This is a genomic window from Saccharopolyspora sp. SCSIO 74807 (assembly GCF_037023755.1).
Classification (GTDB): domain Bacteria; phylum Actinomycetota; class Actinomycetes; order Mycobacteriales; family Pseudonocardiaceae; genus Saccharopolyspora_C; species Saccharopolyspora_C galaxeae.
Map to the genome: position 1 here is coordinate 1,006,064 of NZ_CP146100.1, position 14,555 is coordinate 1,020,618.

At 67.5% G+C, this 14,555-nt stretch carries 13 protein-coding genes; 7 read left to right on the forward strand and 6 right to left on the reverse strand.

The window, feature by feature from the left end:
• Nucleotides 1–182 precede the first annotated feature (182 nt).
• The 7 genes from V1457_RS04420 (at nt 183) to V1457_RS04450 (ending at nt 7,592) form a co-directional block, all read left to right on the forward strand.
• A complete protein-coding gene (locus V1457_RS04420; protein ID WP_338600579.1) occupies nt 183–749 on the forward strand; it encodes a TlpA disulfide reductase family protein in 567 nt (188 codons plus the stop codon).
• Nucleotides 746–1,504: a cytochrome c biogenesis CcdA family protein gene (locus V1457_RS04425; protein WP_338600582.1), complete on the forward strand. Its 759-nt coding sequence runs from the start codon at nt 746–748 to the stop codon at nt 1,502–1,504. Before V1457_RS04420 ends, V1457_RS04425 begins: the two co-directional genes overlap by 4 nt.
• A gap of 41 nt (nt 1,505–1,545) precedes the next feature.
• On the forward strand, nt 1,546–3,522 hold the full coding sequence (locus V1457_RS04430) for a cytochrome c oxidase assembly protein (RefSeq protein WP_338600585.1): 1,977 nt from the start codon (nt 1,546–1,548) through the stop codon (nt 3,520–3,522).
• 105 nt (nt 3,523–3,627) lie between these two features.
• Nucleotides 3,628–4,029: a metalloregulator ArsR/SmtB family transcription factor gene (locus tag V1457_RS04435; RefSeq protein ID WP_338600588.1), complete on the forward strand. Its 402-nt coding sequence runs from the start codon at nt 3,628–3,630 to the stop codon at nt 4,027–4,029.
• A gap of 3 nt (nt 4,030–4,032) precedes the next feature.
• The gene (locus tag V1457_RS04440) at nt 4,033–6,144 is read left to right on the forward strand and encodes a cation-translocating P-type ATPase (RefSeq protein ID WP_338600591.1); all 2,112 of its coding nucleotides are present in this window, start codon (nt 4,033–4,035) and stop codon (nt 6,142–6,144) included.
• 8 nt (nt 6,145–6,152) lie between these two features.
• Entirely contained in the window at nt 6,153–6,605 is a 453-nt protein-coding gene (locus tag V1457_RS04445) for an isoprenylcysteine carboxylmethyltransferase family protein (RefSeq protein ID WP_338600594.1), read from the forward strand.
• Nucleotides 6,606–6,938: 333 nt separating this feature from the next.
• Complete coding sequence (locus V1457_RS04450; RefSeq protein WP_338600597.1) at nt 6,939–7,592, forward strand: methyltransferase domain-containing protein; 654 nt, start codon at nt 6,939–6,941, stop codon at nt 7,590–7,592.
• Nucleotides 7,593–7,728: 136 nt separating this feature from the next.
• Here the strand turns inward: V1457_RS04450 and V1457_RS04455 are convergent, their stop codons facing one another.
• The 6 genes from V1457_RS04455 to V1457_RS04480 form a co-directional block, all read right to left on the reverse strand.
• The gene (locus V1457_RS04455) at nt 7,729–8,508 is read right to left on the reverse strand and encodes a M56 family metallopeptidase (protein ID WP_338600600.1); all 780 of its coding nucleotides are present in this window, start codon (nt 8,506–8,508) and stop codon (nt 7,729–7,731) included.
• Nucleotides 8,509–8,585: 77 nt separating this feature from the next.
• Nucleotides 8,586–8,951, reverse strand: a complete 366-nt coding sequence (locus V1457_RS04460; protein WP_338600603.1) for a BlaI/MecI/CopY family transcriptional regulator — start codon at nt 8,949–8,951, stop codon at nt 8,586–8,588.
• 82 nt (nt 8,952–9,033) lie between these two features.
• Nucleotides 9,034–10,008, reverse strand: a complete 975-nt coding sequence (locus tag V1457_RS04465) for a peptidoglycan DD-metalloendopeptidase family protein (RefSeq protein WP_338600606.1) — start codon at nt 10,006–10,008, stop codon at nt 9,034–9,036.
• Nucleotides 10,009–10,015: 7 nt separating this feature from the next.
• Nucleotides 10,016–11,071, reverse strand: a complete 1,056-nt coding sequence (locus V1457_RS04470) for a replication-relaxation family protein (protein ID WP_338600609.1) — start codon at nt 11,069–11,071, stop codon at nt 10,016–10,018.
• Nucleotides 11,072–11,151: 80 nt separating this feature from the next.
• Entirely contained in the window at nt 11,152–13,647 is a 2,496-nt protein-coding gene (locus V1457_RS04475; protein WP_338600612.1) for a type IV secretion system DNA-binding domain-containing protein, read from the reverse strand.
• 50 nt (nt 13,648–13,697) lie between these two features.
• Nucleotides 13,698–14,525: a GP88 family protein gene (locus tag V1457_RS04480; RefSeq protein ID WP_338595426.1), complete on the reverse strand. Its 828-nt coding sequence runs from the start codon at nt 14,523–14,525 to the stop codon at nt 13,698–13,700.
• Nucleotides 14,526–14,555: the final 30 nt, after the last annotated feature.

A 14,555-nucleotide genomic window follows, 5' to 3' on the forward strand; every position in this document is an offset into this window, starting at 1 on the left:
AGCTCGTCCGCCCACACGGCTATGGATGTGCATCGCTCTCACTTTCGACGTCTGCCCCCGGGAGCGGTCGCGTTGGCAGAGGGGCAGCCGAGCTCCGGAGGAAGACCCCGCTGTCAAACCAGGTTCAACTAGACCGCATAGTTGAGGCTGTGCTAACGGTACCGATTCGACGGAGAGCCTTGATGGCGGGGCTGGGCGTGGGGCTGGTCACGGCTGGGTGCGGCGGCGCCTCCCGCGAGGAGGGGCAGTTCACCTTCGTCAGCCCCGGCGGGCAAACGCGGATTACCTACGATCCACCCCACACTCGCGGACGCCTCACCGACCTGTCCGGGCAGAGCGTGGCCGACCCGCAACGCGAGGTCGGGTTGTCAGATTTCCCGGGCCAGGTGGTGGTACTCAATATCTGGGGCTCGTGGTGCGGGCCATGCCGTAGTGAAGCTGACGACCTCGAACGGGTCTATGCCCAAACCAAGGACTCAGGCGTTGCCTTCCTGGGCATCAACGTGCGCGATGATCGTCGCGCTGCGCAGGATTTTCTGCGCAACTTCCAGGTCACCTACCCCTCGATCTTCGACCCGTCCGGACGTTCTCTGCTCGCCCTGGCGGGCTTCCCTCGCAGCGTCGTGCCCGCGACGGTCGTGCTTGATCGGCGCCATCGGGTGGCCGCGATCTTCTTGACCGCGCTGCTGGACACCGAGCTGCTACCCGTTGTGCGCCGTGTCGCGGCGGAGGAGACCGACAGACGATGACCGACTTCGTCATTTCCGGCCCACTGCTGCTGGCGATGTGCCTGTCGCTCGCTGCGGGTGCGATCTCGTTCGCGTCACCATGCTCGTTGCCGCTTGTACCGGGGTATCTGGCGTATCTGGCGGGCTTGGCCGGAACGGCGCCCGGCACTGCGGAACCCACCGGGACGCCACGGCGGAAGCGGGGACGTCTACTGGCGGCGACCGCCCTGTTCATCGCCGGCTTCACCGTGGTCTTCACCGCGGCAGCGGTGGTCGTGCTCGGTACCTCAGATGCGTTGTTGCGCAACGAAGCCCTGCTGCAACGCATCGGCGGAGTAGTCACCGTCATCATGGGGCTGGCGTTCCTGGGCTTGATTCCCACGTTGCAGCGCGACTATCGCCTGCACCGACGGCCTGGCGCGGGCATGGCGGGAGCGCCGGTGCTGGGAGCCGTCTTCGGCCTGGGGTGGACACCGTGCTTGGGTCCCACGCTGACCGGCGTGATCGCACTGGCAGCCGGTACGGACACGACCGTGCGCGGCGTGATTCTCGTCGTTGCCTACTCCGCGGGATTGGGCCTGCCGTTTCTTGCACTGGCCGCCGGAGCCAGCTGGGCCGTGTCGATGACCGACTGGTTGCGCCGACACGTCCGCATCGTCCAGATCACCGGTGGTGTGCTCTTGCTCGTCATCGGGCTCCTGCTCGTCACTGGCCTGTGGGGAGCGATGTTGACCTGGCTGCGGGGTCCGATCGCCGGCGTGACCCTGCCGATCTAAATCGACTTCAGCACCACAGGCTTCGAGTGAGAGCACGAGAAATGAGCCAACCGAGCAACTTCCCGCCCAACGGTGTCCATCAACAGGCGCTCGTTCATGGCGAACGACAGCTCGAATCCCCCGAGCAGACCAGGCGCGCGAAGCGGAACCAGTCGGGAAGCCTTGGACTCCTGCTGCTCACGGCCGCTGGCCTGGCGACGATGATCGCAGTGGTCCTGACAGCACTGACGGCCAGCGATGCCTATTTGGCGTACGGGTTGCCCGATCCTGGCTCCGTTGTCCGCTATGGGCTGCCGCTGGTGCGGGTGGTCGCCGAGGCCGCCGCAGTGGTCTGCATCGGCTCGCTGTGGCTGGCCACCTGCGGAGTTCCCCCGCAGCAATCAGGATTCGTTGCTGCTGACGGGTATGCGGCGCTGCGTGCCGCCGGATGGGCGGGCGCCGTGTGGTTCATGGGGGCTGCGCTCGTTGCGCCGCTGCTGGCTGCGGACGCATCGGGAAGGCCCATTTCCGAGCTGGCCGACCCGATGGTCCTTTTCGGACTGGTCGATGCGATCGAACAGTCCAAGTCGTGGTTGCTGACGGCCGGGATCGCGCTCGTGGTCGCCATCGGTTGCCGACTGGCGTTGTCGTGGACGACCGCCGCGGTGCTGATGCTGCTCTCGGTGGCCGGGTTGCTGCCCGTGATCGCGACCGGGCATTCGGCCAGCGGCGCGCACGACGTCGCCACCAGCAGCCTGCTGTACCACCTGGTGGGCGCGTCGTTGTGGATCGGCGGGCTGATCGCGGTGCTGGCGCACACGGCCCGTGGCGGAGCTCATCTGGGATTGGTCGTCCGGCGGTTTTCCGGCTTGGCACTGGCGTGCTGGATCATCATGGCCGCCTCGGGAACGATCAACGCCGCCACGCGGCTGACGCTGCCCGATCTCGTCAGCAGCGACTACGGGCTGCTCTTGCTCGTCAAGGTGGCCTGCCTCGCCCTGCTGGGGGTCGCGGGTTATGTGCAACGTTCTCGTGCGGTGCGTGCTGTCATTACCCGGCGGCGAAAAGGGGACTTGCTTCGGTGGGGAGCGATCGAGGTCCTGCTGATGTCCGTCACCGTCGGAGTCGCGGTGGCGCTGGGCCGGACACCACCGCCTGCTGCGGAGACCGGGCTTCCGTCCCGCACCGAGGAACTGATCGGCTACGACCTCGCTGGTCCGCCGACGTTGGCGAGGATGATGTTCGATTGGCGCTTCGACCTGATCTACGGAGTCCTGGCGGTCGGGTTGGCAGCGCTCTACCTTCGGTCGGTGCGGCAGCTGCGCAGCCGCGCGGAAGTATGGCCTACCAGGCGCATCGTTGCCTGGCTGTGCGGATGCGCGGTCGTGCTGCTGGCCACGTCGTCGGGAATCGGCCGGTACGCACCGGCCCTGCCCAGCGTCCAGCTCGCGAGCTGGCTCGCGCTCGCCCTTGTGGCACCAGCCCTGCTGATGTCCGCCGCACCGCTGTCGCTGGCGCAGCGCATCGCACAGCACGCTGATCCTGGTGCCCCACCGGGACCGATCCACTGGGCACGCGTGATCGGGAAAACGTCCCTGCTGCGCTTGCTCGTCCGCCCGTTGGCAGCGTCGGTGCTGCTGGTCTGCCTGTTCGCCGGGGTGTACTTCACCGGGCTACTGGAAACGGGCCTCTACGAATACTGGCTGCAGCCCGTGCTCAAAGGCAGCTTCCTCCTCGCCGGCTGCCTGCTCTACTGGACGACCCTGGGCGTCGATCCTCTACCAGGACGGGCACGTACCCATGTGAGGCTGCTGGGGCTCGTGGTCGCGGGGGCTGGGCTCGCGGCGTTCGGAACGGCGTTGGTTCGCACCTCCGCCGTGATCGGCGGCTCCTACTACCGGGGCCTGGGTTTGGACTGGATGAGCGACATCGCGGCTGAACAGCAGCTTGCCGGTGCTTACGCCGCGATCGCCGCCGCGCTCCCGTTGATCACGGGCGTGGCTGTATGGGTGCGCGCCCGCAAGCGCGCTGCCTGCTAGTTATCCGCACTCCCCGGCTCACACAGGGACGCTTTGCCGTGCCGCCAGACACCTCCCCGAGTGCAATGCTTGGCTCAACATAGCAACGCACGTTAGGATGTTCATATGGCTGTGGAACGTGACGACACCTGCGACCTGCTGTGCCTGGATCTGCCGCACGCGGAGGAGATCCGAACCGACCTGCCCGCGCTCGACGCCGTGGAGCCAGCCGCGGCAGCCGCGCGCGCCTTGGGCGACCCCACGCGGCTCACCCTGGCCGCTGCCCTGTATCGCGGAGGCGAGTTGTGCGTCTGCGACGCCTCCTGGGTGTCCGGGTACGCCCAGAACCTGGTCTCGCACCACCTGCGGCAGCTCAAAAACGCCGGGCTGGTCTCCTCCCGCCGGGATGGCCGCTTGGTGATGTACACGCTGACCGAGCAGGGCCGCGCGCTGGCCGCCGCGGTGCTGGGTGCCCACGTTTCCGCCGCCCCGGTTGCCGGTTCTGTCGATGAGTTAGTGGAGGGCTAACCCGTGGGTGCAGAGTGCTGCGGACCGGAAGAGACCACGCCGTCGAGCACGGGCGAGATACACACCGAGCACGGTGCGGACCGCCTGTGGCAGGTCCGCGAGTTACAGCTGGCCGCTGCCGCGGCGGTGCTGTTAGGCATTGGCTGGGCGGTCGGTCGGACGGGTGCTGATCAGATCGGCATTGGGTTCGAACTGACCGCGGCCGTGGTCGGCGCCGCCACCTTCGTGCCAGGAACGGTGCGCAACCTCCTGCGCCGTCGCATCGGTGTCGGCACGCTGATGACCATCGCCGCCATCGGCGCAGTCGCACTGGGCCAGTTCGCCGAGGCAGCGCTGCTGGGAGTGCTGTTCTCCATCGCCGAAGGGCTGGAGCACTACGCCATCGCACGCACCCGCCGCGGCCTGCGCGCTTTGCTCGGATTGGTTCCGCCAACCACATCGGTGCTGCGTGACGGCAGCGAGCAGCAGGTCGCCCCCGATGACCTGGTGGTCGGCGACCGGATGATTCTGCGCCCCGGGGAACGAGCCGCCACCGACGGCGTGATCCACTCGGGACGCACCAGCCTGGACCTGTCGGCCATCACCGGCGAATCCGTCCCGATCGAAGCCGGACCGGGCGACACCGTGTTCGCCGGCGCGATCAACGGCGGCGGAGCGATCGAGGTCGACGTGACCGCTCCGGCCTCGGACTCCTCGCTGGCCCGGATCGTGCACATCGTCGAAGAAGCCCAGGACCGCAAGGGACAGGGGCAACGGCTGGCCGACCGGATCGCCCGCCCGCTGGTCCCCGGGATCATGATCCTCGCCGTCGTCATCGCCGGGCTCGGCCTGATACTCGGTGCCCCACTGCTGTGGATCGAACGTGCGCTCGTCGTACTGGTCGCAGCCTCGCCGTGCGCGTTGGCGATCTCCGTGCCGCTGACGGTCGTGGCCGCGGTGGGTGCGGCCAGCCGCACCGGGGCGTTGGTCAAAGGCGGCGCGGCACTGGAGGAACTGGGACGTATCGGCACCGTTGCCCTGGACAAGACCGGCACGCTCACCCGCAACTCCCCGCGCGTCGTCGAGGTCGTTCCCGCCGACGGCACCGCCAGCGACGAGGTCCTGGCCGCCGCCACAGCGTTGGAAGCCCGCAGTGAACACCCACTCGCGCACGCCATTCTCACCGCCAGCAGCGACACACCAGAAGCCGCCGACGACGTCACCGCGGTCCCCGGACACGGGCTGCACGGCCGACGCAACGGTTCCGCCCTGCGGCTGGGCAAGCCCGGCTGGATAGCCACCGGCCCGTTGGCCGGCGAAGTCGAGCGACTGCAACACGATGGCGCCACCGTCGTGCTCATCGAAGATGACCAGAAGCTGCTCGGAGCCATTGCCGTGCGCGATGATCTGCGCGACGAAGCCACCGAGACCATCCAGCAGCTGCGCGGACTGGGCATCGACACCGCGATGCTCACCGGCGACAATACCCGCACCGCCACCACCCTGGCTGCCCAGGCCAGCATCACCACGGTCCACGCCGAACTTCTCCCCGAAGACAAGGCACGGCTGCTGGAGTCGCTGCGTAACGGGCGCAAGATCGCGATGGTCGGCGACGGCGTCAACGACGCACCAGCGCTGGCCACCGCCGACGTGGGCATCGCGATGGGCGCGATGGGCACCGACGTCGCCATCGAAACCGCCGACGTCGCCCTCATGGGCGAAGACTTACGCCACCTGCCGCAAGTCATGTCCCACGCTCGGCACGCCCGCAGCGTGATGCTGCAAAACGTCGGACTGTCCCTGACGATCATCACCGTCCTCATCCCGCTCGCGGCATTCGGCGTCATGGGCCTGGCGAGCGTGGTCTTCGTCCACGAACTCGCCGAGGTCCTCGTCATCGGCAACGCCATCCGCGCCGCCCGCACCCGCCCACTCCCGCAAGCCACGCCTGTGCCTGCGGCCACGGCGGCACAACCCGTCATCGCTGGCAAGCCCGCCAGTCGTTCCAGCGACGATGGGTGCTGCGATGCTGGCGCAGAACCGGATCGACCGGATTCTGCGGACTCGGCGGAACAACGGGTTCTGCGGAGTGGTGGGGCGGCGCGTTGTTCGCACTGGCACTCCTCTGTGGACTGACCGCACCCGTGTTGCAACTCGCCGGCATCCTCACCCCCATCGGCGCTGTTGACGGCCCGCTTGCCCACGGTGCCGGCTTGGTCATGGCGGTGATCGGCATCGCCGCCACGCTGGCCGCGCAGCAGAACATGGGACACTCCTGGCGGGTCGGCGTTGACCACGCGGAAACCACGACATTGGTCACCAGTGGTGCCTTCGCGCTCGTGCGCAACCCCGTCTTCACGGCGATGATCACCACTGGCGCAGGGCTTGCGCTGCTGGCGCCCAACCCACTGGAGGTTACCGCGCTGGCTGCGTTGGTGCTCGCGATCGAAATCCAGGTCCGTGTCGTGGAAGAGCCCTACCTGCTCGCCACGCACGGCCACGCCTACCGTAACTACGCCACGCGTGCCGGCCGCTTCCTGCCTGGGCTCGGCCGGCTCACGCCCACACCGGTGCGATACCCGACCGGCTCGCGGTGACAGCATGGGCGACTCCAATCGAGACGAACCAGCACCTGACGAGCGAGCAAGCCAGGGAGTACGCATTCCGTGACCGTCGGTATTGACGAGCCCAGGACGCGACCGGGTTCCCGGCCGCGTCGACGGATTCAAACCATCCCCGCTCCCGCCCAGCCCTACGACGACTGACCAGAATCACCAGCCCGCACGGCCCACAACCAGTCGCTGCGAACGCCCAGTCGCTAAGGCCACCGCCGCTCGCGGACACGCGAATAACAGATGCCGCTGGAAACATGGTGAACTACTACGGGCTCGTAGTAGTTTGGTCTCGGCGGACAGCGAAAGGCGGTGGGCGTGGTGCCGACGGACTCGAAGGACCTGGAACGGCGGCGGCGACATTGGGACCGACATTCCCGCAGCTATGACAAACAGATGGGTTTCATGGACCGGAAGTTCTTCGGTGACACCAGGAAGTGGGTGTGCTCCCAGGCCCAGGGCAAGGTGCTAGAGGTTGCCATCGGCACTGGACTGAACCTTGACTGGTATCCCGATGACGTGCGGCTGGCCGGCATCGACCTCAGCCCCCGCATGCTCGACCACGCACGTCGCCGCGCGGATGACACTGGCCGCAAGATTGAGCTGAGAATCGGCAACGCGCAGCAATTGGAGTTCGCCGACAACTCGTTCGACACCGTGGTCTGCACGTTCTCACTATGCGCGGTGCCCGATGACCGCGGAGCAGTCGCAGAGATGAAGCGCGTCCTACGGCCTGGCGGTCAACTGCTGCTGGCCGACCACGTCATCAGCACCTCCCGCTCAGCGCGGGTTGTGCAGCGCCTGCTGGATCTGGTGACCGTGCCGACTGCCGGGGAGAACTTCCGACGCCGCCCCATCCAGCATGTGCGGGATGCCGGGTTCACCATCGAGCAGCACCAACGATTCAAGCTCGGGATTGTCGAGCGGCTGATTGCCCGCAAACCCGAGCCTGACCGGCTGGCAGAACCCTGATCGATCGGATGCGTGCCTAGGGCGCCGACCACGAACAGACGTCGCGGCTCTTGCCGCTGGCACGATCTTGCACAGCGGATATCTCCAGCACGTCCGTCGGATGAACGGTGGACGCATCCCTAGAGGCACCCATTGGCTAGGTCGCCGCACACGGGCATGCGAGCAGCACAAAGAGCCACGCCGCAGCCACCGCGGCCAGAAAGCCCGACGCGCCCGCTCCAGTTAATGCCGAGCGAATTGAGGACACCCGGGCGGGGCGAGGAGCCTGCCCTGACTCCAGTTGAACCACCCGCGCCTCCAGCAGATCGGTATCCACGAACGGGACCACGAACCCCTGGGTTGCGACCGGAGCGGACATCACCCGCAGAAGCGCCCCTGCCAGCGCCGATCGTCCGTAGCGGTGTGCGGCACCGCGGTCAGCTGCCAGCTCATAACCGCGCCGGGCGCGGCTTCTTACGTCCTCAGCCACGGGCAGGAACCACAGATGCGCGGCAAGCATCCTTGCAAGCAGCACGCGCAGCGGATCTCGCCGCCGCGCATGGGCCTGCTCATGCGCCAACACCGCGCGCAACTCGGTACTGCTCAGCACCTCGGCCATCCCCGTGCTGATCACGACGATCGGTCGCAGCAGCCCGACGGTCACGGCGATCTGCGCACGGGTGTCGACGACGACAACCCGCTCACGCAGGCCGAGTTCGTGCACGACCGCGGCGACTGGACCGGGAATCGCCACTTGCCGGGACTCAACCCAAAAGTGGAACCTGTGCGTCTGACTCAGCCCGATGGCCACGACGCGCACCGCGTTTCCCACGGCAACCAGCCCGATGAAAACCAGCAACATCGCGAAGAACGGGAGAGGATGGCCCCCGAAACCGAGAGCGCGCACCTCGGGATAGGCGATGAGCAGCGCGGCCACGCACCAAGCAAGCCCGAGCGCCGGATAAGTGGCCGCCGCCACGGTCACAAGAAGCCACAAGGGACGGTCGAGTCTCATTACTCGTCAACCAACCGGCGCAGTCGCGCCCGTAGCTGCTCGTCGTCACTGACCTGATCGACAAAGGAGACCAGGGCCGCGTCGCCGTAGTCGTCCAACAGACGCCGCACCGCGATCTCGGCGGTACTCCTAGCGACCGCGAGATAGGCGTATCCGCGACCGGCCCGCTCCCGCCGCACCACACCACGCTCCGCCAGCCGCGAAAGCACGGTCATCACCGTTGTGTAGGCCAGCGCTGAATCCCGAACCCTATTGAGCTCGGCAAGCACCTCGCGCACCCGCAGCGCCGACTCGGCCCGCCACAGCGCACCCATGACCTCGGCCTCCAACGACCCGAGACCCGACGTGCGTTCCCAGTGCCCCATACCACAAAGCTACTACAACTACGTCGTAGCAAGCGAACGTCGTACGAGTCGACACCTTCGGAGGAGCAGGACATGGACAAGGTCAGCCACACAGCAGCTGTGGTGCTGACTGTTGTTGGTAGAACGCGATGGGGTCGGCGGCTTGATTGCCGACGTCGATCTGGAAATGCAGGTGTGGACCGGTGGACTCGCCCTGGTTTCCAACCTCGGCGATCGGTTGGCCTACCTGGACTTGCTGGCCGGGTTGAACGAGGTTCCGGTTGTTGTGCCCGTAGGTCGTGATCACGCCGCCCGGGTGTTGGATGCGGACCCAGAGTCCGTAACCGCTGGCAGGTCCGGAGTCGATCACAGTGCCGCCGCTCGCGGCGACAATCGGGGTACCGATGGGCGCGGCGATGTCCTGACCACGGTGAAACTCTCCGCCGCGTGATCCGAATCCCGAGCTACACGTGCCGCGCGCCGGCACGGCCCATCCTCCTTGCTGGGGCGCACTCTGTTGTGCCGCCTTATAGGCGTTTGCCTGGTCGAGCACTTTGCGCACGTACCAGTCGGCGTGGTTGTACGTGAAGATCGCACCGTACAGATCGCCTCGATCCGCCCCCGACATGCACAGGTAGAACGAGGCAGCGTAGATGGCGTCGTGGACGTTGTATCGCGACGGTGGCGTGGCACCGCCTGGTGGAATGTGCTTCCCTTGCCCTGCGGCTTGTTCGAGAACCCATGTGAAAGTCGGCTGCAGGAACTGCATAGGGCCGGCAGCGTGCGCCGAGTTCTCTCCACTATGGACTCCTTCGGCATCGAGGCGACCGTGATTGGTCTCAACTTTTCCGACTGCTGCGAGGATCGTCCAGTCAAGCCCTGGACAGGTCGCTGCTGCGTGCTGGTAGAGCGCGAGGTAGTTGCCGGGGATGTCGGCGAGTGCGGCGGGGCTGGGTTGGCTGCTGGCTGCGGAGTCGTCGCCGCCGAAGATGGCGGCGACGACTCCGGACACGGCAGCGGCGATGATGGCGATCAGGGCTACGACCGCAAACATCGCGGTGGCCGCGACTTTGGCCATGAACGGATCACCTCATCGGGTTCCAGGTCAGCTCGTCGGCGTGCCAGGGCGGCATCGGCGCCGGCGGGCTCAAGCGCGGGACCGGGTTGGGATCGGTGCCGCTGGTGTCCGCAGAGCTGGGATCGGTGCCTGTGGAGCTGGTTGGTGCTTCGAGGTGGGGCCAAGCCGAGAGCAGGCTGATCAGCCGGTGGCGGCCTGCCTCGGTGTGGTGCAGGGGAAGCCACACCTCGTGGGCGGGGCTGCCTGCGGTGCAGAGGTGTTCGGCGGTGGTGGTGGCGATCGGTAGCTCGTGCCGCCGGGGATCAGTGCGTAGGTGCTCGGCGAGTTGTCGTCGCGCGTGCGCCTCCCGGGCCGGGGTGGCGAAGACCGCGAGCAGCGGGGTCACGATGTGGGTCGTGGTGGCGAGGCTGGTGTAGCCCGGCAGTTTCGAGACGAACCGGCTGAGTTGATAGCTGCCGGTATCCCATTCGAGGAACCATTCGATCTCCCGGCCGTGCTCGTGCCAGCGTCCGTAGCCATCGGGGCGGACGTGATCACCGAAGTGCCGAGCACAGCGGGCCTCAGACCACCAGGCCGTGACCGCGCGGCCGGTACTGGTGTTGGCAAGTGCGTCGGCCAGCAGCGCGGTAAAGAAGCTGTTGACACCCATGAGGTGGGCCAGGCGCAAGCTGTAGGCGATGCCGACCGAGCGTTCGGGCCGGAACTTCAGGTCCTTGGGATCGAGCCCGTCCTCGTGGGCGAGCAGGTGGGCACCGGCGGTGTCCAGGACGTAGCACATCGGGGCTCGGCCCCGGCCGATGTAAGGCTGGAAGCGGTCCAGCACCCGCCAGGTGTAGAGCTTCTGCAACCGGTGGTTGGCCGAGCGGCGGGAACCGAACGCGATCGCCGCGATCTGCGGAGAGGTCAGCACCCGGTGCTCGGCCAGAACCCGGGCCAGCCACCGGTCGCGGGCGGTGAGATGGGCAGCGACTTGGGCTTGATGCTCGGCGGAGGCCGCGAAGCGCAGGCTCGGCCGTTCCGGCATGGGGGCACGCAGGTCGCGTTGCTGGTGATGGGCGAACACGATCGTTCCTCCTGGAGTGGATGCGGGCATAAAAGGGCGGTCCTCCCGGTGTTGGGAGGACCGCCCTGGGGCTTCAGGGGTCAGGCCGCGCGGCGTGCGCGGCGCGGGTCTGTGCCGGTGGTTCCTGGCTGGTCGCCGGTGTCCTCGGCTCGTGACTCCAATGGGCGGGTGTGGGCCGCGGCGGCTTTGCGGACGACCTTGGAGCGGCCGGGAATGGCCGGCGGGAGTGGTTGGGTGGTCACCGTGAACGGCTGGGTCTCCTCGCCGCCCACGACCAGGCGGGCGGCGGCGTGGTAGACGCCGAGGTGCGCGAGGTCGTGCTCCGACACCCGCGGTGCGGTGTGGCGGGCGAGTTCGCGAGCGTCCTCGGGGGAGGCGGTGAAGAACACCTTGCTACGGGCGTTGGTGGAGATGCCTTCCTTGAGATCCTTGGGAAGCTGCCCCAAGTGCTGGTGGGCCAGCGTCATGCTCAACCGGTAACCGCGGGCCTCAGCGAGCATGTCCTCCATCGCATACGGCAGGTTCAGAAAGTTGTGCGCCTCGTCGACATACAGTCCGGCGTCGTGGCGTTCGCGCTGTGCCAGTGCGGCGCGGGCGGTGGTGGCTTGCCACACCCGCGCCACGATCAGCGACCCCAGCAGTCGCGTGGTGTCCTCCCCGAGGCTGCCCTTGGGAATGCGCACCAAGCACAGACCACCATCCAACGCTTCGCTCAGATCCACTGTGGAGGGACCAGCGGCGACAGCCTTGACCACGAACGACCGCAACAAGAACGCACGAAGCTTGTTCAGCAGCGGCGCGACAGCTTGAGCGCGAGCCGCATCCGAGAGTTGGTCGTACCAGTCCCAGAACCCCCGCAGGGTCGGGTCGTCGGACACCCGATCCCGGTGCCGAGCCCGCGTCGCCGGGTCGGTGAGCAGTTGCGGCAAGGTGGCCAGCGTGGGGGTGTCCGAGGCAGCCCGTAGGGTCAGGCACCCGGCGCGGAGGATGTCCTCGGTGCGTGGCCCCCAGGCCGAGGCGAACACCCGGGAGAACACCGATACCAAGTTGTCGACTGCGGATTCCTTCGGCCCTTCCAGCGGGTTCAGACACGGAGTCGGTCCGCGGGAGTCGGCGTCGAAGAGCACCACCTTGTCGGCGGCGTGTTCGGGAAGCCGCTGCAAAAGGTCGGTGATCAGGTCGCCCTTGGGGTCGATGACCACCGCCCCGCGCCCGTACTCGGCGTCGGCGAGGATCATCCTCGCCAGCATCGTCGACTTGCCCGACCCGGTGGCGCCGAGGACGTGCAGGTGGTGCCGCGCGTCGGAGACCTGAAGACCGACCGGGCGGGCGTGGCCGGTGTCGGACACCCCAACCGGGCGGATCAGCTCGCCCTCGGTCGGCGTGTTCGGCGGGGGCGGCACCGCCCGCGCCCCGGCGCGGGCCAAGCCCGGTAGCGCCTCATCGGTCGGCAAGTGGGCGACGGCTGCCAGCTCGGGCACCGACAGCAGGTCACCCCGCCGCAGCCGACGCCGCGCCAAGCTGCTCACGGGGTTGCGCAACCGTCGACGGCGGTAGTGGTTGTGCTCGGTGAACCCGGAAAACGCGCTCGCGATGGCGTGGGCGCGGCCCCGCACCTGTTCACGCACCCGCGCTACCTGATCGCTGGGTGTGTCGATCGGCACCGTTGTGGCCACCGCGTACCGGATCAGCGTGTCCCATTGCGCCCCGCGCTGTTTGCCGACGATGGCGCGGTTTTGAGCCTGGAACTCCAACGACGTCTGCGGGTCCAGCTTCGGCTGGCCACCCGACGGCTTCGTGCCCGATGGTCCCGGCGTCAGCAGGTCAAGCAACCGGCCTACCAAGTGCGTTGACCGCCCGGCATTGAGATGGCGGGCGGCTCGCCGAGCCTGCTTGACCCGACGACCGGTGACCGGGCGAGTCAGGACCTGCACGCACGCTGTGTCGTACACACCGAGCCCCACGGGAGCGCCCAGCAGGGCTCGGATCGGGTCGGCGTCGAAGTCGGTGCGTATCGGCAATGCTTCCGAGCGCGCCAGGCGCAGCGTGCCGCCGGTGGCCAGTTGCCGGCGCCCCTCGGCCGGTGCCGCGGGCACCGGCGGGTCGGCCGCGTCGGTGCGGGTATGTGCTCCGGGCCAGGCGGCTTCGATGGCACGCTCCACCATGCCCGGGGGCACCGCGCCCGGCACCCACAGCCGGAGCTGCACTCCGTCGTGTCCGAAGACGTACTCCCAGGACAGATGCGGTTGTCCGGTGGTCAGGCGTTGCACCATCGGCCGGACGAGCCCGACCAGGTTCGACCACACCGCCTCGGCACCGTCGCAATCGACTGTGGGAGGCGCCAGGATGGTGATCACCCGGGACCGCTCGTGCAGCGCATCCTGGCAGCGCAGGAACCACCACCGCCGCAGCAGCCCCAGCCCGGTCGCCACGAGCACGACCGCGGGGACCGCGATCAGCCCCCAGGTCTGCAGCCACGACCACACCTGGTCCAGCACAGCCTGAATCGCTCCCCACGGATCGGTCAGTAACCTCCCCAGTGGACTGTCTATGATGGACGGATTTGCGAAATCCATGCGAGGAAATCTCCTTCCTGCCAGGAGAGAAGACGCGATACTCGGTGTGATCACGCGGCACGCTCGTCGGTCTCCGGGACAATGCGTCCGCGAGCCGATGGGGCACTGGTGATCGGACGAACTGCCGCGTCTCCGCGAGTGCGGCGGTGTGCATCGACTTCGGCCTGCCACTCCGAGAACCGGCGCCCGGCCAGCTTCTTCAGGAAGTGCGGGATGTTGTTCGCGGGAACGCCGACCAGGTGGGGGCCGAGTACCGCGAGCAGGTCCGAGGCTTCCTGGGAAGACCAGCCCGCCTCGGCGATGGCGTCTTCGTCGGGGAAGACATCGGCCACTCGATCCACCTCAGGGTTCAGCAGCGCGTCCTGTGTTCCGCCGTAGCTGTAGACCCACAGGAAGTTGTCGGGCGGGTCCGGTTCCACCGCATCTTTGAAGAGCCGGACTTCCTTGGTGTAGGCGTAGAAATTGGTGTCCGGACGCGCCCGCATGATGCGCAGCCAGGACTCCAGATAGGGCGAACTGAAGAAGTCGCCTGAGTCGTGGATTCTGATCCAGCTACCGCGGAATTTCGGTGCGGCCAGCTCGGCGAGCATGGCCTGTTCCCATCCGGGCAGGTCGTCGAGCACGAACCGCAGGTTCGATTCGTGCTTAGCCCGCACCGCGGGCCAGGTGTAGGTGCCGTGGCGGGCGTAGCAGACGTGGCGGCAAATCCCTGCGCTGGGGCAGGTGTTGTAGGTGCGGCCATCGGGCAGGCGTCCGGCCCAGGCGGGCAGGGACCAGTTGTGCACGCCGATGGCGCGCATTTCCCGGTTCTGAGTCAGCAACCGACGCGGGCGCCCGGCAGAGGAAGTCTCTGACGGGCCGTGGGCAGATGAAGACATGCGTGTCCTCCGTGGAAATAAGGACAATTC

What these genes read in the sequence shown, in the direction of transcription:
- V1457_RS04420 (WP_338600579.1), top strand. Translation starts at nt 183, where the DNA reads ATGGCGGGGCTGGGCGTGGGGCTGGTCACGGCTGGGTGCGGCGGCGCC.
- V1457_RS04425 (WP_338600582.1), top strand. Translation starts at nt 746, where the DNA reads ATGACCGACTTCGTCATTTCCGGCCCACTGCTGCTGGCGATGTGCCTG.
- V1457_RS04430 (WP_338600585.1), top strand. Translation starts at nt 1,546, where the DNA reads ATGAGCCAACCGAGCAACTTCCCGCCCAACGGTGTCCATCAACAGGCG.
- V1457_RS04435 (WP_338600588.1), top strand. Translation starts at nt 3,628, where the DNA reads ATGGCTGTGGAACGTGACGACACCTGCGACCTGCTGTGCCTGGATCTG.
- V1457_RS04460 (WP_338600603.1), bottom strand. Translation starts at nt 8,951, where the DNA reads ATGGGGCACTGGGAACGCACGTCGGGTCTCGGGTCGTTGGAGGCCGAG.
- V1457_RS04465 (WP_338600606.1), bottom strand. Translation starts at nt 10,008, where the DNA reads ATGGCCAAAGTCGCGGCCACCGCGATGTTTGCGGTCGTAGCCCTGATC.
- V1457_RS04475 (WP_338600612.1), bottom strand. Translation starts at nt 13,647, where the DNA reads ATGGATTTCGCAAATCCGTCCATCATAGACAGTCCACTGGGGAGGTTA.
- V1457_RS04480 (WP_338595426.1), bottom strand. Translation starts at nt 14,525, where the DNA reads ATGTCTTCATCTGCCCACGGCCCGTCAGAGACTTCCTCTGCCGGGCGC.